The sequence below is a fragment of the Pseudoalteromonas sp. AS71 genome, from assembly GCF_038900275.1.
Lineage (GTDB): Bacteria > Pseudomonadota > Gammaproteobacteria > Enterobacterales > Alteromonadaceae > Pseudoalteromonas.
This window is the reverse complement of the sequence record NZ_JBBMQZ010000009.1, coordinates 1-17,732: the sequence shown is the minus strand read 5'-3', so window position 1 is coordinate 17,732 and position 17,732 is coordinate 1. Positions and strand designations below refer to the sequence as shown.

General features: G+C 38.1%; 21 protein-coding genes. 6 read left to right on the top strand and 15 right to left on the bottom strand.

Annotated features, from left to right (window positions below):
* Nucleotides 1-32: 32 nt before the first annotated feature.
* A complete protein-coding gene (locus WNY98_RS08470; protein WP_024600439.1) occupies nt 33-452 on the top strand; it encodes an MAPEG family protein in 420 nt (139 codons plus the stop codon).
* A 130-nt stretch (nt 453-582) separates the two neighbouring features.
* Here WNY98_RS08470 and WNY98_RS08465 read toward each other — a convergent pair whose 3' ends face one another.
* Together WNY98_RS08465 and WNY98_RS08460 are read right to left on the bottom strand one after the other, a co-directional pair.
* Complete coding sequence (locus tag WNY98_RS08465) at nt 583-2,430, bottom strand: ABC transporter ATP-binding protein (protein WP_170070810.1); 1,848 nt, start codon at nt 2,428-2,430, stop codon at nt 583-585.
* Between the two features lie 151 nt (nt 2,431-2,581).
* Nucleotides 2,582-3,436 (bottom strand): hypothetical protein, encoded by an 855-nt coding sequence (locus tag WNY98_RS08460; protein WP_342877629.1) that lies wholly within the window; start codon nt 3,434-3,436, stop codon nt 2,582-2,584.
* 210 nt (nt 3,437-3,646) lie between these two features.
* Here WNY98_RS08460 and WNY98_RS08455 point away from each other — a divergent pair, with 210 nt between their 5' ends.
* The gene (locus WNY98_RS08455; RefSeq protein WP_170070812.1) at nt 3,647-4,051 is read left to right on the top strand and encodes a GFA family protein; all 405 of its coding nucleotides are present in this window, start codon (nt 3,647-3,649) and stop codon (nt 4,049-4,051) included.
* A gap of 6 nt (nt 4,052-4,057) precedes the next feature.
* On the opposite strand, the gene WNY98_RS08450 is transcribed toward WNY98_RS08455, so the two are convergent.
* On the bottom strand, nt 4,058-4,855 hold the full coding sequence (locus WNY98_RS08450; RefSeq protein ID WP_342877628.1) for a hypothetical protein: 798 nt from the start codon (nt 4,853-4,855) through the stop codon (nt 4,058-4,060).
* A gap of 149 nt (nt 4,856-5,004) precedes the next feature.
* Here WNY98_RS08450 and WNY98_RS08445 point away from each other — a divergent pair, with 149 nt between their 5' ends.
* From WNY98_RS08445 to WNY98_RS08435, 3 genes are all read left to right on the top strand, one after another.
* Nucleotides 5,005-5,418, top strand: a complete 414-nt coding sequence (locus WNY98_RS08445; protein WP_024600444.1) for a hypothetical protein — start codon at nt 5,005-5,007, stop codon at nt 5,416-5,418.
* 172 nt (nt 5,419-5,590) lie between these two features.
* Nucleotides 5,591-6,994, top strand: a complete 1,404-nt coding sequence (locus tag WNY98_RS08440) for a M28 family metallopeptidase (protein WP_197120925.1) — start codon at nt 5,591-5,593, stop codon at nt 6,992-6,994.
* A 118-nt stretch (nt 6,995-7,112) separates the two neighbouring features.
* On the top strand, nt 7,113-7,559 hold the full coding sequence (locus WNY98_RS08435) for a DUF4826 family protein (protein WP_024597931.1): 447 nt from the start codon (nt 7,113-7,115) through the stop codon (nt 7,557-7,559).
* A 72-nt stretch (nt 7,560-7,631) separates the two neighbouring features.
* Here the strand turns inward: WNY98_RS08435 and WNY98_RS08430 are convergent, their stop codons facing one another.
* From WNY98_RS08430 to mnmA, 5 genes are all read right to left on the bottom strand, one after another.
* Nucleotides 7,632-8,090, bottom strand: coding sequence for a GNAT family N-acetyltransferase (locus WNY98_RS08430; RefSeq protein WP_024597930.1), 459 nt, complete (start codon nt 8,088-8,090; stop codon nt 7,632-7,634).
* Between the two features lie 153 nt (nt 8,091-8,243).
* Complete coding sequence (locus tag WNY98_RS08425) at nt 8,244-9,401, bottom strand: cupin domain-containing protein (protein ID WP_342877627.1); 1,158 nt, start codon at nt 9,399-9,401, stop codon at nt 8,244-8,246.
* 88 nt (nt 9,402-9,489) lie between these two features.
* Entirely contained in the window at nt 9,490-10,860 is a 1,371-nt protein-coding gene (gene purB / locus WNY98_RS08420; protein WP_024597928.1) for an adenylosuccinate lyase, read from the bottom strand.
* Nucleotides 10,861-10,891: 31 nt separating this feature from the next.
* On the bottom strand, nt 10,892-11,494 hold the full coding sequence (gene hflD / locus WNY98_RS08415) for a high frequency lysogenization protein HflD (RefSeq protein WP_024597927.1): 603 nt from the start codon (nt 11,492-11,494) through the stop codon (nt 10,892-10,894).
* A complete protein-coding gene (mnmA, locus tag WNY98_RS08410; protein ID WP_007375708.1) occupies nt 11,494-12,594 on the bottom strand; it encodes a tRNA 2-thiouridine(34) synthase MnmA in 1,101 nt (366 codons plus the stop codon). Before mnmA ends, hflD begins: the two co-directional genes overlap by 1 nt.
* 360 nt (nt 12,595-12,954) lie before the next feature.
* Between mnmA and WNY98_RS08405 the strand changes: the two genes are divergently transcribed.
* Nucleotides 12,955-14,226 carry a diguanylate cyclase gene (locus WNY98_RS08405; RefSeq protein ID WP_342877626.1) on the top strand — a complete coding sequence of 424 codons (1,272 nt, stop codon included), beginning with the start codon at nt 12,955-12,957 and terminating at the stop codon, nt 14,224-14,226.
* Nucleotides 14,227-14,271: 45 nt separating this feature from the next.
* On the opposite strand, the gene WNY98_RS08400 is transcribed toward WNY98_RS08405, so the two are convergent.
* From WNY98_RS08400 to WNY98_RS08370, 7 genes are read right to left on the bottom strand one after another with little or no spacing between them, the layout of a single operon-like run.
* Nucleotides 14,272-14,709: an NUDIX hydrolase gene (locus WNY98_RS08400; protein WP_076924569.1), complete on the bottom strand. Its 438-nt coding sequence runs from the start codon at nt 14,707-14,709 to the stop codon at nt 14,272-14,274.
* Entirely contained in the window at nt 14,702-15,388 is a 687-nt protein-coding gene (locus WNY98_RS08395; RefSeq protein ID WP_342877625.1) for a pseudouridine synthase, read from the bottom strand. The genes WNY98_RS08400 and WNY98_RS08395 overlap by 8 nt, the downstream gene beginning before the upstream one ends.
* A complete protein-coding gene (locus tag WNY98_RS08390) occupies nt 15,388-15,717 on the bottom strand; it encodes a TusE/DsrC/DsvC family sulfur relay protein (protein WP_007580207.1) in 330 nt (109 codons plus the stop codon). Before WNY98_RS08390 ends, WNY98_RS08395 begins: the two co-directional genes overlap by 1 nt.
* 3 nt (nt 15,718-15,720) lie before the next feature.
* Complete coding sequence (locus WNY98_RS08385; protein ID WP_170070820.1) at nt 15,721-15,987, bottom strand: DsrH/TusB family sulfur metabolism protein; 267 nt, start codon at nt 15,985-15,987, stop codon at nt 15,721-15,723.
* Complete coding sequence (gene tusC, locus WNY98_RS08380; RefSeq protein ID WP_024600506.1) at nt 15,984-16,340, bottom strand: sulfurtransferase complex subunit TusC; 357 nt, start codon at nt 16,338-16,340, stop codon at nt 15,984-15,986. Before tusC ends, WNY98_RS08385 begins: the two co-directional genes overlap by 4 nt.
* Nucleotides 16,337-16,690: a sulfurtransferase complex subunit TusD gene (gene tusD / locus WNY98_RS08375; RefSeq protein WP_342877624.1), complete on the bottom strand. Its 354-nt coding sequence runs from the start codon at nt 16,688-16,690 to the stop codon at nt 16,337-16,339. Before tusD ends, tusC begins: the two co-directional genes overlap by 4 nt.
* Nucleotides 16,691-16,745: 55 nt before the next feature.
* Nucleotides 16,746-17,411 carry a Bax inhibitor-1/YccA family protein gene (locus WNY98_RS08370; protein WP_007580214.1) on the bottom strand — a complete coding sequence of 222 codons (666 nt, stop codon included), beginning with the start codon at nt 17,409-17,411 and terminating at the stop codon, nt 16,746-16,748.
* Between the last annotated feature and the right edge of the window lie 321 nt (nt 17,412-17,732).

The following is a 17,732-nucleotide window of genomic DNA, read 5'->3' as shown; positions in this document are numbered from 1 at the left end:
CTAAGTTAAAAAACAAAACAGGGAACTTAACAATGACAGAAGTTGCACTTTCGGCCTATTTGGCATTTTACCTCTATTTAATTATGTTGCTTGTACAGTGGGCGGTCGCTACGTTTAGCAAAGCTAAAGAGCCTAATGCTGTACCAGGTAAAATTAGCGATGATTTATCGCACGACAGCTTTATTTTTAGAGCACATCGTACATTTCATAATACGCTTGAAAACAGCGCGTTATTTATAGGTACTGTTTTATTTGCGTTTGTAATTAATTTACAGAGCCCTATTTTTGCAATGTGTGTTTGGGTGTACTTAATTGCGCGCTTAATCCATATGGTGCTGTACTATGCTATAGCAACTGAAAAAAACCCAAGCCCACGTAGTTACTTCTTTTTAATAGGGGTGCTTGCTAATGTGGTTATGCTGATAATGATAGGGTTAAGACTAATCTCTTAATTTATTAAAAAGTTATAAACTCTATTTATAACTTTAAACAAAAAAGCGAAGAGCCTTTAAGGCATCTTCGCTTTTTTTGTTAGGTAGCAGAAGAATATAAACCACGTCTACAGTAAGACAATATTAATGGCTAATCGACGCCTATAAACCCACCTGTTTGGTGTGTCCATAAAGCTGCGTAAATTCCACCTTTAGCGATTAGTTCTTCATGAGTGCCTTGCTCAACTACGCCGCCATCATCAAGTACAATTAATCTATCCATTTGTGCAATGGTTGAGAGCCTATGCGCTATCGCGATGACTGTTTTGCCTGTCATTAAGTCATCAAGGCTTGCCTGAATTGCTGCTTCTACTTCTGAGTCGAGTGCGCTGGTGGCTTCGTCGAGTATAAGTATTGGTGCATTTTTAAGTAGCACACGTGCAATAGCAATACGCTGGCGCTGACCGCCCGAAAGAGTAACGCCGCGTTCGCCTACTTGTGCGTCAAAGCCTTTGTTACCTTTGCTATCTACTAAGTCATTTATAAACTCAAGTGCTTTAGCTTGTTTAGTAGCGGTTATCATCTCAGCTTGCGTTGCATCAGGGCGACCGTACAAAATGTTGTCTTTTACTGAGCGATGTAGCAGGGACGTATCTTGCGTAACCATCGCTATATAACGGCGTAGGCTTTCTTGGCTTACATCTGTGATGTTTTGACCATCAATTTTTATGCTGCCAGAGTCTGTGTCGTAAAAGCGTAGTAACAAGTTAACGAGCGTTGATTTACCTGCGCCAGAGCGACCGACTAAGCCAATTTTTTCGCCAGGTTTAATATTTAAGTTTAAACCGTTCATTACTGGGCTGCGATTAGTCTCGTTTGCAGCTTTTCCGTAGTTAAAGTGTACGTTGTTAAACTCAATGGCACCTTGGCTTACGTTAAGTGTATCGGCATTTGGTTTATCGGCAACTTCAATAGGGTTAGAAAGTGTTTTCATACCATCGGCTACGGTGCCAATGTTTTCGAATAAGCTGCTTATTTCCCACATGATCCACTGCGCCATACCGTTTAACCTAAGCGCTAAACTAACAGCCACTGCAATAGCACCTGCGCTAATTGCGCTAAGTGACCATAGGTAAAGCGAGACCGCAGCCACCGAAAATACCAATAGGTAATTTAAGCTTTGAATAACAAAGTTTAAGCTGGTGACCAAGCGCATTTGTTTGTACACCGGCTGTAAAAAAACATCCATGCTTTGTTTTGCGTATTGTTCTTCACGTTGGGTATACGAAAACAGCTTAATAGTAGAAATATTTGTGTAGCTATCAACAATTCGACCGGTCATTTCTGAGCGAGCATCTGCTTGTGAGCTGGCAATTTTTTTAAGGCGCGGTACAAAGTAAAGCTGCACGAAAATGTATAAAACTAACCAAACCAGTAGCGGAATCATTAACCGCCAATCAGCTTCGGCCACTAAAAACACCATAGAGCCAAAGTAAACCACTATGTACATTAATACATCGAGTAGCTTTGTAACTGTTTCGCGAACAGCTAAAGAGGTTTGTAATACTTTAGTGGCTATTCTTCCTGCAAATTCATTTTGATAAAAGCTAACACTTTGACGCAGTAAATAACGATGCGCTAACCAGCGAATCGACATGGGATAATTGCCTAGTAATGCTTGGTGCAAAATAGCAGAATGAAAAAATACAACAACGGGCAGCACAACTAATAGCATAACAGCCATTTTGATAAGTTCTGACTTTTGCTCTACAAACAAGGTTTCGGGTGTGTAGGCGGTTAACCAATCCACAAGTTGGCCCATGTAGCTAAATAAAGAAACCTCTAAAATAGCGAGCATGGCGGCGCTGATTGACATTAGCAGCAGCGAGAGCTCCATTCCTTTGGTGTAGTGACGGCAAAAAGCAAATAAAGTAGAAGGCGGCTGAGTGGGTTGGTCCTCAGGAAATGCTTTTGTCATTTTTTCAAATAATCGATACATTTTAAAAACTTAAATGGCAAATAATGATGCGTATCATACCATTTAAGTATTTTTAAATGCAGGTTTGTAAGGTATTAATTGTGAATATGCTAGAGCATTATTTATATAAACCTATGTCAAAAAGAGCATCAAAAAAGCACTTTACTTACTTTTATAGCATTGGGTTATTTAGGTTTGTGCCTTTGCTCATGTATAAATCGTCATATCTGAGACCACCATTTCCGTAAGGCTTTTTAATCGGGCCTGTATTACAGTTTGCTAAAAAGTATATAAGAGGTTGTTCGCGCTTCATTCTAAATTGTGCATTTTTATACACCAGTGTTTGCTCCTTAAATTCACCGCCTTTTACGTAAACATCGTATTGCTGACCTTGCTTTGAGGCTGCTGCGTTATTAACAACGTACCACACGTCGTACCATGTATTTGTTTGCAGTGGCTTGGCCGATTGTTTGGTAGTGTAGTTTTGAATGTTGCTATACCCATTGCCGATTTTAACCATTAATGCGCCATCGTTTACAAGTCCGTTTGATTCTGTTTTATCGGTTACGCGAAGTGTAGGCTCAAACGCATCGTACGCATGTTTATTAATTAGCTCTGGCGTGAGGTTGCTTAATCCAAAAGCATGGTTATTAGGAAAAGCAGCCACGTTTATACGTATATAAAATGTGTAGGTTTGACCAACTTCAACCGCTTGTGGAAGCTTTGTATAAGAAAGCGCTTTGCGATTGCCAACAATACCATCGCGTGCAGGCTTTTTTAGTAAATAATGATTTGTAGATGTAGATGTAGATGTAGATGTAGTTGCTTGTTCTGGTTGTATAACTGTTATTTGTGGATTTTTAACCTGTGGTTTAGTTTCATTTTGCGTATCGACACTCTGCCACTTGCTAAGTGAATTTTCAAAATCATCAATAAGTAGCCAATCGCTTGACGTGTTTTTAGAAATGGTTGAACACGCCGCTAGCGTGCTTAACAAACATAAAAGTAACGTGTGTTTAAAATGCATAATTGGATCTCAGTAAGTTTAGGTGTTTTTGGTTAACCAATTATCTTTTTGGCTATAACTTTAAAGCAAAGGTTATGTAACCAATTTAATGTTTTTATGTCAATCATTAAAGCAATAGGTATGGTTTGATAGAGCTTGAAAATGTAATATAACCTTTGCATTCAATCAGCTCGGCAAGCTTTAGCTGAGTTTAAATTATTAGGACGTTTTATGTATACGGGTTCGTGTTTGTGTGGTGAGGTAAATGTTGAAGTGTCGGGTAGTATAACCAGCATTATTCATTGTCATTGCTCACTGTGCAGAAAAAACAGCGGGACTGCATTTGCAACCAATGGCTTTGTAAATACTGAGGACTTTATAATAACTAAAGGACAAGAGCAGCTGAGTGAATTTAGTTTTAAACCAGGGCGCACTCGTTACTTTTGTAAATGTTGCGGCTCGCCGGTTTACAGTAGCAACAATGATGATAAAAGCAGAATACGAATTCGTTTAGGAATATTCGATAGCGATATTACTGAGCTGGTATTATCGCATAATTTTGTTACGTCTAAAGCTAACTGGGAGCAGCTAGAAACAAGCTTACCGTGCTATGAAAAACATGAACCTGGGCGGTAACGCATTTTATTCAATGTGGTAAATACTGTTAATACTTTTATAAAGGTTTGGCGCAAAATTTATAAACACAGGTGAGTTTTGTATTTCATCAACGTTTATGTGCATTAATGTTTGCTGGCTTAGTATGATTACTATATTTTTGTATTCGTTAAACTCTATTATCGCTAAGCACTTAAAATGTTGCCTTAAAAGCACTAAAAGCATTTGCAACTCTTTGCCAGTTTGCGGGTTTAAATTAATGATTACATGAGTACTTGGCTCACTACAGCGGTTTATGTTTTGCCAAAAGCTATCGCTGGTTAAAAAAGGCTGATGATATTCACCACTAAAAATATCGATAGTGATCACGTTAAAGTGATCAGAGCATTGCGAAATATATTGCTCGGCGCATTGTAAATAGCTGCTGTGCTTAATTGGTAACTTAAAGTGCTGAGCAGCAATTAAAGCAATGCTTGGGTTTATTTCTACCGTCTTAAATGTATTGATGGTGTTTATGTAAGGCGTACTACTTTGCAAGTGATACATAATTCGCTCAAACCCTGCAGTGCCTAAACCTAGATTTAATATGTTTAGTGTATTTACCGGTTTAAGTAAAAACAGCAGCATGCACTGGTTTACAGGTACGATTACTTGCTCAGGGTGTGTTAGGTTCATAACACCTTGAATAGTTATGTCATCATTGGCCTTTTGTGCAAGGGTTAGCCAACGATATTCTTTATTTTGGTACACACATACGGGACCGTATGCACTTTGCTGCGATTCAATAAGGTTACTTTTAACTGTATCTTCTTTTAGCTGGCGCATAACTTAAACTATTTATATAAACACAATGATAGTGTGCCATGAAAAACACACTTTATAATAAATTATTGTGTAACAAGGTTTGTAATTTAACCTCTAAATATAATATTGTATTAGCAATTAATTAGTTAGACGTTATTCAAGGATTGAAAATGGGATTAATTTTAGGGCCTGCTGTTTTGGCATGGTTTGCAGTATTTATCTATTCTTTACGATTAGGGTATGTGCTTATTTATAAAAACATGAGCGCACTGACCACAGTGACTACTTTTGCAATTGGTATTATTGGTCTGTTGGCTTTTATGACGTATGGATATAGGCAGTTTGTAAACAACACCTCTGTTTGGGCATTTGAGATCCCAAGTTATTTTTTATTTAGCAAAATTGCTTTTATAGGTGTCTTGAGTGGTTTTTTACTTAACTACTATATTAATCCTGAAAATAGTTCGGAGTTTTTGATCTGTTTAGCATTTGTATTAATATTTATGTTTTCTGCTGGTGTGCTTGCAAGCTTAGGGGGACATGAGGCCTTTTTAAAAGAATTTGATATTAAAACCACTTATTAAAAATATGCATAATAAATTTTGGCCAGAACCATTCAAGGTAGTGGGCTTTTTACTATCCTAGTAACCTCTTGTAAATGCGCTTTAGCGTGCTCCTTTCTGCATCTACCTCAAATGTATTGCCATAAAATCTTACTTAGGTAATGGTTACACTATAATAATTAGGAGCTAATAGATGCTTAAAACACCTTTGAAAATCACAACAACGTTACTTAAATTTACTGCAATTGCAGGTGCCTGCACACTTGCATTATCAGCACATGGTGAAACACAATTACAATATACCGACCAACAAAAGTTACATGACATAGCAAGTGAAGTGTCGGCTACCCGTATTGGTAGTGATATTCAAACGCTGGTGGATTTTGGTACTCGTCATACGCTTTCAGATACTAAATCGGATACTCGAGGTATTGGTGCGGCTAGACGCTGGATAAAAAAAGAATTTGAAAAAATATCGGCACAGTGTGGTGGTTGCCTGGAAATTATTGAAGTAAAGGACACTATATCGGGCGAAAAACGCATTCCTAATCCTGTTGAAGTGGTTAACATAGTGGCTATTCAACGCGGATCAAGCGAGCCTAATCGAATGGTGATGATGTCGGGTGACATAGATTCACGTGTAAGTGATGTTATGGATTTTACTAGCGACTCTCCTGGCGCAAATGATAATGCATCAGGTGTAGCTGGTGTTATAGAAGCTGCTCGTGTTTTAAGTAAATACAAATTTAATGGTTCGGTAGTTTACGCGGCGCTTTCGGGCGAAGAGCAAGGTTTGTTTGGCGGTAAAATATTAACTGCTTATGCACAAAAGCATAACTGGCAAGTTCATGGCGTTTTAAACAACGATATGATTGGTAATATTACCGGTATTAATGGTGTAACTGATAACACGACTGCACGTATATTTTCAGAAGGTACCCGTGTTGTTGAAACTAAAAAGCAAGCTAATACTCGTCGCTTTACAGGTGGTGAAGTTGATTCTGCGAGTCGTAATTTAGCTCGCTACATAGACACTATTGCTGACAGATACATTCCTAATTTAGATACAATGCTTGTATATCGATTAGATAGATTTGGCCGTGGTGGGCATCATCGTCCATTTAATGACGCAGGTTTTGCAGCCGTGCGTATTATGGAAACTAATGAGCACTACGATCGTCAGCATCAAGATTTACGCACTGAAGATGGTGTTGAGTATGGTGATACCATTGAAGGTGTTGATTTTGACTATACGGCTAAGCTAACCTCACTTAATGCGGTAACTATGGCGTCTATGGCGTGGGCACCCGCACCGCCAAAAGAAGTTAAAATAACGGGCGCTGTTACTGCTAACACTTCTTTCTCATGGGCGAAAAATGATGACGAGAACATTGCTGGATATAAAATTTATTGGCGTTATACGAGCGAGCCGCAATGGCAGTTTAGTAAATACGTGGGTAATGTTTCAAAATATACACTTGAAAATGTGGTAATTGATAATTATTACTTTGGTGTAGCTTCTGTTAGTAAAGACGGTGTTGAGTCACCCGTAGTTTTTCCGGGTGATGTAGGTTCGTTTGATCACAATATAAAATAATAGTTTGCCTAAAAACACAGCAAACAGAGAGCTTTAAGGTGCAAATGGGAGTTTTATGCTTGCACCTTATTTACTAAGCCCTTAGAGTGTAAAAAAAAGAAGTAAAAGGTTATTAAAAATGGAACAACAAGAAAAAAAGCCGTTAACAGCAAAAGAGCAAGTTATAACTGATGAGCAAAGAATGCAGTGGCAACGGGAATGTTTTCAAGCAGCGCAAAAGCATTTAGCCGAAAAAGGCATTATGCCAAAATCAGTAGTTGATAAAGACAGCCGATTTTTAGCACCACTTTGTGCTATGTGGAAATTTAAAGCCCAGAACGGTAAAACATATTGGGTAGTTACAGGACGATTACCTACAGATCATGCTGAGGTAAGTGCAGCTACAGATGCTCGCGATGCAATGCGTTATTTTTCATTGCAGTGGCAATTAAAAGCGGATCAAATTATGAGTACAGGCGCGCGTGATAAAACTCAGGTAGATTTTGCTAACTTACTTATAAATAGAGCACATGGCTTATACGAAATGTATGATAATGAACCACTGTGGGCTAATGAACCAAAGTAGTTTAGGTAACTTAAGTTTAGTTTAAAATAATAATGTGGAGGGCGGTAGTTTATTTATTGCCCTTTTCTTTATCTAATGAACAAGTGTGAAGGGGGTTGTTTTAAACGCTGAAACAGGGCATTGCATGCGTTGCCTAGGTATTCCCGCTTCCATAAAAACATTTCCTTGTTGAATAAAGCCATTTCGCTTAAAACGCTCTACCTCATTTAAAATACAATTAATGCTTACTTCTTCTATACCTTGGTTTGACGCTAATTCAACAATAAAATTGAGAAGTGATTTATATACCTTGCGGTTACGATGCTCGGGTAATACAGCTATTCTGCCGATTAAGCCATCTGTACATAATCTACCTGTTGCAATAGGGCAGTTTGCATCGTCTGTGACAAGTACATGTAATGCAATTTTATCTAGGCTATCGAATTCGATGTGCTTGGGGATATGTAACTCGTAAACGAAAACTCGCTCTCGAATTTTTTGTAACATATCTTTTTTTATATCCCATTCAACCTTATCAACCAGATAGCCCATTGCAAACTCCTATTGATACCAAATTAAAATGAGTAAGCAATCGCAGCAAAATTATTTAAGCCAATATCAGGTAAAATTAAAATTTTTAACTAACCTGTATACATAATATTTTACGCCGCAAAATGCTCATCACTACTAATAAAATTGGTATTATTATTCTTGGTCTATATTAAACCAGATCCCCTCATTAACAAGTGTAGTAAAGGTTTGAGTAAATACTAAACTTGGGTTTGTTAAGTTTAATGCTGAACTTTCAAACTCAGTATTATCGGTAAGTAGTTTTACCGCCGCTAAGTCAGTTAATGGCATAGCGTAATTTTCACCGTTAACACTTAATAGCACTTCGGTATCGAGCTGCTGGTAAATAGCACGCGTACCACCTAAACGCTCAAACACAGTTTCTTCATCACTTAAATCATCGCTTATTTGCTCTGATGTAAATGGAGGCTCTACTGGTGCTAAATCCATTTCATGTTTGGGCTGACTAAGCGTTGAGCCTAACCATTGTTTAAATAAATCGTCATTTTCTAAAAGTGCCGCCATCAGTGTTTTAACTTTATCAACTTCAAGGTTTGTAAGTTCACCTTTTGATTTTCTTAGTGTGATGTTGTGATCGGTATAACGTTTTTGTCCGCTTTCAGTATCAATAATATGATCGGCAAAGCTCGACAATAAATCTTGTTGATTTGGGGCTCTAAAACCAACTGAATAATTTAGTGCGTTTTCTACAGCGTAACCTTCGTGAGGGCACCCTGGTGGAATATACAAAATATCGCCAGGTTCTAAAATGCAATCTATTACGGCTTCAAATGCTTCAACTTGAAGTAGCTTTTTGTTTTGAGCAAACTGCTTAAGTGCTGGATCGGGTAAGCCTACACGCCAATGACGTTTGCCTTCACCTTGAATAATAAATACGTCGTATTGGTCTAAATGTGGACCCACACCACCATTAGGCGTTGAATAGCTGATCATTAAATCATCTATGCGCCAGTTGGGAATAAACCTAAAAGGTTCTAGCAGTTGTGCAGCATCGCTATGCCAGTGATCAACTGCTTGCACGAGTAAAGTAGAGTGATCGTCAGTTAACTGCTCAAAGTCTTCAAATGGACCTTGGTGTGTTTGCCAATCATTTTTATGATTGGTGATAATACGCGACTCTATGCTTTCTTCCATTGCTAGGCCGGCAAGTTCATTAGCATCAAGCGGGTCTTGAAAATCAGCAAAACCTTGTTTGATTAAAAGCGGCTTTTTTTGCCAAAAATGGCTTAAAAACTCTTGCTCAGACAAATTATTTATTTTTAATTGGTACATACATTATGCCTACTAGTTAGTGCAATGAGGTTAAAACAAAAAAAGCGAAAGGATGATCCTTTCGCTTTTTAAAAGAGCAATTTAGTTTTTAAACTAAATCATCAATAAACTCAACAGCGCGGCCAATGTAGTTGGCAGGCGTTAATTTTTTCATTTCTACTTTAGCGTGCTCTGGAAGGTCTAAACCATCGATGAAGTCAGCCATAATTTCTTGATTTACGCGTTTACCGCGTGTTAAATCTTTAAGTTTTTCGTATGGCTTTTCAATGCCATACTTACGCATAACCGTTTGAATCGGCTCAGCTAGCAATTCCCAGTTTTGATCAAGCTCGTCAGCTAAACGTTGCTCGTTTACTTCTAGCTTGCTTACACCTTTAAGTGTTGATTGGTATGCAATAATTGCATAACCCATACCAACACCTAGGTTACGTAATACCGTTGAATCAGTAAGATCACGCTGCCAGCGAGAAACTGGTAATTTTTGTGCAAGATGAGAGAAAATGGCATTTGCTAAGCCTAAGTTACCTTCTGAGTTTTCAAAATCAATTGGGTTAACTTTATGTGGCATTGTTGATGAGCCAATTTCGCCAGCAATTGTTTTTTGCTTAAAGTGATTAAGGGCAATGTAACCCCACATGTCACGGTCAAAATCTAATAATATAGTGTTGAAACGTGCAATTGCGTCAAATAACTCTGCAATATAGTCATGCGGTTCAATTTGTGTAGTAAATGGGTTTAGTGTTAAACCTAAACTTGATACAAATTTATCTGCATGTGTGTGCCAGTCGTAATCTGGGTATGCGCTAAGGTGAGCGTTGTAGTTACCAACAGCACCATTAACTTTACCTAGCATTTCTACTTGTGCAATTTGGTCACGTTGACGCTTTAAACGCATGTATACGTTAGCAAACTCTTTACCCATAGTTGATGGTGTAGCAGGTTGTCCGTGCGTACGAGTCATCATTGGGATTGTTTTATATTCAATTGCTTTAGCTTTAATTGCACTTAAAAGTTCGTCGCAATAAGGAAGTAAAACATTTTTACGTGCTTCGCTTAGCATCAAACCATGAGATAGATTGTTAATATCTTCTGAAGTACAAGCAAAGTGAATAAATTCGTTTATTGCATGGAGCTCACTGTTATCGGCTACTTTTTCTTTTAGTAGGTATTCAACAGCTTTAACATCGTGATTTGTAGTGCGTTCTATATCTTTAACGCGCTGTGCATCAGCTTCACTGAAGTTATCTACAATGGCGTTTAGAAGTGCATTAGCCTGTTCGCTAAATGCAGGTACTTCTTTAATATCGCTTGCTGCAGCTAACGCTTGCAACCAACGCACTTCAACAATTACGCGGTATTTGATTAAGCCAAATTCGCTGAAAATACTGCGTAGTTCAGTGGTTTTGCTGCCGTAGCGACCATCCACTGGAGAGATAGCCGTTAACGCTGAAAGCTCCATAATAACTCCTAAATTTTAGTTTGAACGATAGTTAAATTTTTGTTTTAGCAATGGCGAGTATTTTTCTTTTTGCAAAGAAAAAGTGACGGCGCTTACCGCCCATTTGTCGCCATAATACTGCACTTCTAATGCCGGCTAATAATAATGCACGGATTTTATTTTGAGTGAGCTGCTGTTTTAATAACTCGGGTTTACCATAAACCTGTATTCGGTGCCCAAGGGGGCTCAGCACCGACGAGTAAATATCTGCTAAACCGGCAACAACACTCTCATCGGTAATAGCAAAGTGGTCTAAACGACGATGAATATCATCAATTCGTTTACCTAATTCGTTTAAGCTTTTTTCGTTAGCACTGAGTGCTCGCTCAAGCTGCATTAAACCACCAACGTACTTTACTATTTCAACATCTTTTTGAGCGCCAGCAGTAAGTTGCGCCATTAATGTTTTATAGCCATCACGTAAGTTGTCAGTACCTTGGTAAACATCTTCTGGCGATGCCGGAGATGTTTGAATAATGCTTGAAAGTAAGATTTCTAAATCATGTTCGTTATTGTTGCCGTATTGGGCAATTTTTTGAACTTGTTTAGCAGCCTGGCACATGGCGGCAAGCGCCATGACTTGGTGTTCATTCATTACTTAATCACCGAGTCAATAATACCACCACCTAAACACACATCTTCTGCGTAAAATACGGCAGATTGACCAGGCGTAACTGCTTTTTGTGGCTCGTCGAACAATACGCGGGCCATGCCGTCTTCACCTACAAGTAGGGTGCAGCTTAAGTCTTCTTGGCGGTAACGCGTTTTTACTGTGCAGCGAGTGGTGCCTTTAGGGCCAATACGGTCTACCCAGTGAAGTTGGTTTGCGTTAAGACCGTTGCTGTATAGGCGAGGGTGATCTTTACCTTGCCCCACAATAAGTACATTTCGCTCAAGGTCTTTATCTACTACGTACCAAGGCTCACCAGAACCTTCCTTCATACCACCAATTAACAAGCCTTTGCGTTGTCCAAGTGTGTGGTACATTAAGCCTTCGTGCTCGCCTACGTTGTTACCGTCTGTGTCTTCGATAACGCCAGGTTGTGCTGGTAAGAACTTTTGTAAAAAGTCTTTAAATTTACGCTCACCAATAAAGCAGATACCTGTGCTGTCTTTTTTATCGTGAGTGATTAGGTCTTGCTCTTCTGCTATGCGGCGTACTTCTGGTTTTTCGATATCGCCTACAGGGAATAACGTTTGGCCAATATGTTCATGGCTTAGAGTATACAAGAAATAGCTTTGATCTTTATTGTTATCAAGTCCGCGACACATTACGTATTTGTCATCGCGAAGCTCACGGCGAACATAGTGACCCGTTGCAATAAAGTCAGCACCGAGTGCTTGCGCAGCAAATTCTAAAAAGGCTTTAAATTTAATTTCTTTGTTACACATTATATCTGGGTTAGGTGTACGACCTGCTTTGTACTCTGCTAAAAAGTACTCAAATACATTGTCCCAATATTCTGCTGCAAAGTTAACTGTGTGAAGCTCAATGCCTAATTTGTCGCACACTGCTTGCGCATCTTTTAAATCATCAGCGGCAGCACAGTATTCATCATTGTCGTCTTCTTCCCAGTTCTTCATAAACAGGCCTTCTACTTGGTAGCCCTGTTGTTGTAATAAATATGCAGATACAGAAGAATCAACACCGCCGGACATGCCAACAATGACTTTAATGTGACTATTTTCGCTCATGAATAATTTCGCTTATACAGATTGCTGTTAACTTGGAAAGGCCGCGATTATAGCATGTATTTTGTTTGTGCTTAAAGAGACTAAGGGCGCAAAGAGGGGAATTAGTCAGTATTTTATTTATATAACAAATAGCAAACTAGACTTAAGCGCTTTATTAGGCTGTAACTTTAGTAATATTAAAGTGATCTTTACTAATAAATTAAGACTATAGAATAATTCATGTAGTTATTAAGTTTTATTAATAGTATTTTCTTTTAAAACTACTAGAGTAAATATACACTTAACAAAATAAAAATAGTGGTGAGTATATGAATGTAAACCACTTAAAATCGCTTAATATATAGTCAATGGAATGAATATATGAATTACGCCTATCAAATAAACAAGATAATCTCTTTAGTTGAACACTATACAAACGAATCTGATTTTGTGGATAGCGAATTACTTTATAGCAAAACGACAGAGTTTAAAAAGTCAGCCTATCACCTTTTTTATGAGTTAATAAAACTCAAAAACCCTCACATTTTCCAAGAACCAAACCATGTACATGAGTTATTTAGTTTAATTAAGGGCTCAACCGCTAAAAAGAACATTGAGCTAAAGGTGCTTGAGCATGTAGAGCACTGGTGGCTTGAATGGTATTTTGCTTTAGAAATGGACGTAAAGCTTAGTATAGAAAAAAGTGATATGCCAATGAGTTACTTACCTCAAAGTACGCTCAACCCTATGCGCAAACATGAGATAAGTCACTACGCTAGGTTATTTACCGTTTTGCCAATGCCGGTATGTAATGTGTGTGCCAAAACGGGTGATATTTTGAAAGTTAATCAACGCTTTGTAGATGTTTTTGGTTATACGGTAGAGGATGTACCTAATCTTAAATCGTGGTGGGAGAAAGCGTATCCAGATCCACAATACAGAGCACTTGCAAAAGAGCTGTGGCAAGACTCACTTGAAAAGGCACTGAATAATAATAACGATATACCCGCAAATAATTATCGAGTGTCTTGTCGTGATGGAACACAAGTGATGATGGAGATATCAGGGATTGATATAGGTGAAGAGTTTTTGGCTGTTTTTAATGATGCAACAGAACGTTTAGAAGCGGAGGATATACTTAGAGATATGGCCTTTTTGGATGCATTAACCAAAATTGCAAATAGGCGCCGGTTTGATGAAAAACTAACGCATGAGTATGAACGAGCAAAAGAATGCGAAGGCATGCTGTCGATGATTATCATCGATATTGATCATTTTAAACAATTTAATGACCGGTATGGGCATGTGGCTGGCGATACGTGTTTATATGATGTTGCTCAAACAATTGCTTCAACGGTTAGTCGCCCAGAAGATTTTGTGGCTCGTTATGGGGGGGAGGAATTTGTTGTTTTATTACCTCAAACCGATAGGCAAGGGGCGTTGTTTATAGCTGAGCAAATACAAAAAGCTGTAGAAAACTTAGCTATTGCGCACCAGGATAGCTTTACCGGATTTTTATCTATAAGTATGGGGATTAATACCATTAGTGACTATACAAATAGTGACGAAATTAGCTTTGTTAAAGCCGCTGATAACGCCCTATACTATGCTAAAAAACAAGGGCGTAATTGTATAGCGCTAAGCTCAGAGTAAATAAAATAGAGTTAATTATCTTATTTACTCTACTCCCCAATATAGCTAATTGTAAATAGTTTCTAGGCTCAATACTGGTCGATTCAGGCTGTCGTTAATACACTTCAATACTAAAGGGCTTCTAAGGGAGAGTGATTTTATTTGCTCTAATGTGTACCAGTTAGCGCTGATAATATCGATATCTATTGGCGTTGGCGCGTTTATATTATCAGGCGCTTCAAATAAGAAGCAAAATCGCAAATAGTGCACTCCATTTTCGGCATGCAAATTATACACACCTAAAAAGCCGACTGGCTCAAGCGCTAAGCCTGTTTCTTCAAGTAGCTCTCTGCTTGCGGCTTGTGCAAGAGTTTCGTTTTGTTCTAAATGACCAGCAGGTTGATTGTAACAAACCTGCTGTGTAAATTTATCGCGCTCTTTGACAAGTAAAAACTCATTTTGCTTTTTTACTATTGCCGCAACGGTTACATGCGGTTTATGCATCAAATGCACCTTTAATTACTTTGTATTCACCACAATTAATATCATCCAACGTATAGTTTCCGATACTGTAGCGAATAAGACGAAGTGTAGGGTGGCCAATATGCGCGGTCATTCGACGAACTTGTCTGTTTTTACCTTCATTAATTGTAATACTTAGCCAAGTGGTAGGGATTGCTTTTCGCTCGCGTACAGGGGGATTACGAGTCCAAATTGTTGGCTCATCAATTACTTTAACGTTAGCGGGGAGTGTAAGTCCGTCTTTAAGTTCTACGCCATTACATAAATCATTAATTGATTCACTCGTTGGTTCACCTTCAACTTGTGCCCAGTATGTTTTATTCGTTTTTTTATTAGGTGCAGTTAATGTGTTTTGCAATTTTCCACAGTTTGTTAAAAGCAATAAACCTTCACTGTCTCTATCTAATCTACCCGCTGCGTAAACTTCTTTAATAGGGATAAACTCAGCAAGCGTTTTTCTGTCTGCGTCATCTGTAAATTGGCATAGCACATCAAATGGTTTATTGAATAACACAATTTTTCTGTCTTTAGATGCTATTTGCGGCTTTATCTCTCTTTTACCTGAAGGCGTTTTGTTAAGTGCACTGCGTGAATAAGTACGCCCTGTACTTCTTTTTGGCTTGGATTCAGTTACTTGATTATTGCCTGGTTTAGATCTCATTATATGCACCTAGCTGGTTTTGGTAATCCGGCAATTTTTGTTGCTTGCTTGGCTGGGCCTTTAGGAAATAATTTATATAAATAAAGGCTATTACCTTTGTCTTCACCGAGCGCTTTAGCCATTGCTTTTACAAGCATCCGAATTGCTGGACTGGTGTTATATTCAATATAAAAATCACGAACAAAGTTAATGACTTCCCAGTGTTGAACACTAAGGGTAATGTTTTCTTGGATAGCAATTACAGGTGCAAGCTCCTTTGACCACAAAGTATGGTCAAGCAAGTAACCTTGTTTGTCGGTTTCAATCTGTTGGTTGTTAAATTCAAGCATGAGTTACCACGTAATTGATTGATTAGTTGATAAAGTGAGAGCTACAAAGTCTTCATAGCTAATGGCTATATCGTTATCTGTTAATTTTATTGCACGTACTTGCGCGTCTTGTTCAAGTATTAATAGTGTATCTGCAAATTGCCTAAATTGTTTTTTTGCAAAGCAGGCATCACCAACAAGTAGCACGTTATCGTCTGATAAAATTAAGTTTTCTAGCTGATTTGCCGAATAATAGTTAAGCGGCTTAGAAAAAATATGTAATGTACTCATAAATTCACCACATGTTGCTGCGCTTTAATTAATGTTTGTTGTTGGCTAAAGTTGAGTGCTTTTGCCTCTATGAGTAAATCATGTTTATTTAAACCATAATCAAGCAATGACTTTTCACACACGTAGATGTTTTCAACATCATAGATTTCGAGTGTTTTAATGTTTTTAAAAAAATCTTTTAAGCCAATATCGTTTGGTTGTTGATGCTTTTTTAAAGCCAAAACGGCGGGGCCGCTAAACAACCAACTCACATTTTGGTCAACGGCCGCAAATATCAATGTCATATCAAGTGCATCACGAATATTTAAATCGTCAAATGGGCTGCACTGACTCATTACTAATACGTTTATCATTTAAATTGCACCCATTTATCTGCGTCGCTTGCAAGCATTGCAAATTCAGCTAACCCTGCGACTGCAAATACACCTGTTCGTTTAATATCTAACCCGCGTTTTTCAGCGGCGGTAACACACAGCATTAAATTTAGTTTTTGATCGGCGAGTTGCTGCCAAAGTGCTGGTATTTGAAGTTCGTTTGAGGATAAATCAAAGTGGGTAGATGCATGATAAATACCTTGCTGGTATAAAAAAATAGCATCAATGGTGTGCCCTTGAGCTAAACATGCATTCGCAAACTTAACAATGCGTTGCGTTGTATCGTGATCGGATGGTGGTGTATGTAATGAAAGAACAAAACGTGACAAAACAATTCCAATAAAAAAGCCCCAATTAAGGGGCTATTTTAACAGAACTATTTAATTAGTCATCACTTGCGCCAAGTAGAGCAAGTAAAGACGTAAATAAGTTATATACGCTTAGGTATAAAGACACTGTTGCGCGAATATAGTTAGTTTCGCCGCCGTTAATGATTCGGCTTGTATCAAATAAAATCAAACCAGACATGATCAATACAACTGCAGCATTAAGCACCATAAACATAAGTGAACTGCCAACAAAAATATTAACAATGCTAGCTACAATCACAACGATTAAGCCAACCGTTAAAAAGCCACCCATGAATGAGAAGTCTTTTTTAGTGTTTAGTGCATAAGCAGATAAACCAAAAAAGATAAGCGCCGTAGAACCCAACGCTTGCATAATAAGCATTGGACCATTAGGCATTGCAGCATAATGGTTGAGCAATGGACCTAAGCCTGCCCCCATTAAGCCTGTGAAAGCAAACACCCAAAATACACCAGATGCTGTATCTGCTTTTTTATTTACAACAAATAATAAACCGAACGAAACAAGTGTAAACACAATTCCCATAAAGTAAGGTAATTGTAGTGCCATTGAAATACCGGCTGTAACTGCACTAAATGCAAGTGTCATAGCTAGTAAAAAGTAGGTGTTTTTAAGTACCTTGTTTGTTTCAATGGTAGACATTACCGGTTTCGCGGTATTGTACGATTGATTAAACGCCATTGTAGAGCTCCTTTAAGTGAAACGTGTGTGTTTCGATAATTTAACTAAAATTAGATTACCAACTCTTATATGTTTGGGCAAACCTTTGTAGATCAATAGAGTTAAATATTTAAATAAAAGAGTATTGACGGCTAAATTAAAAACACTTTGTTCTAACTTTAAACAAATTAATTGTTTTTTAAGCACTTAAACAATTAATTAAAAAAAAAGCTTCACAAAAGGGATGGGTTTCCCTATTATGCAGGCCGTGCGGAGAGATGGCAGAGTGGTCGAATGCACCGGTCTTGAAAACCGGCATGGGTTTATAGCCCATCTAGGGTT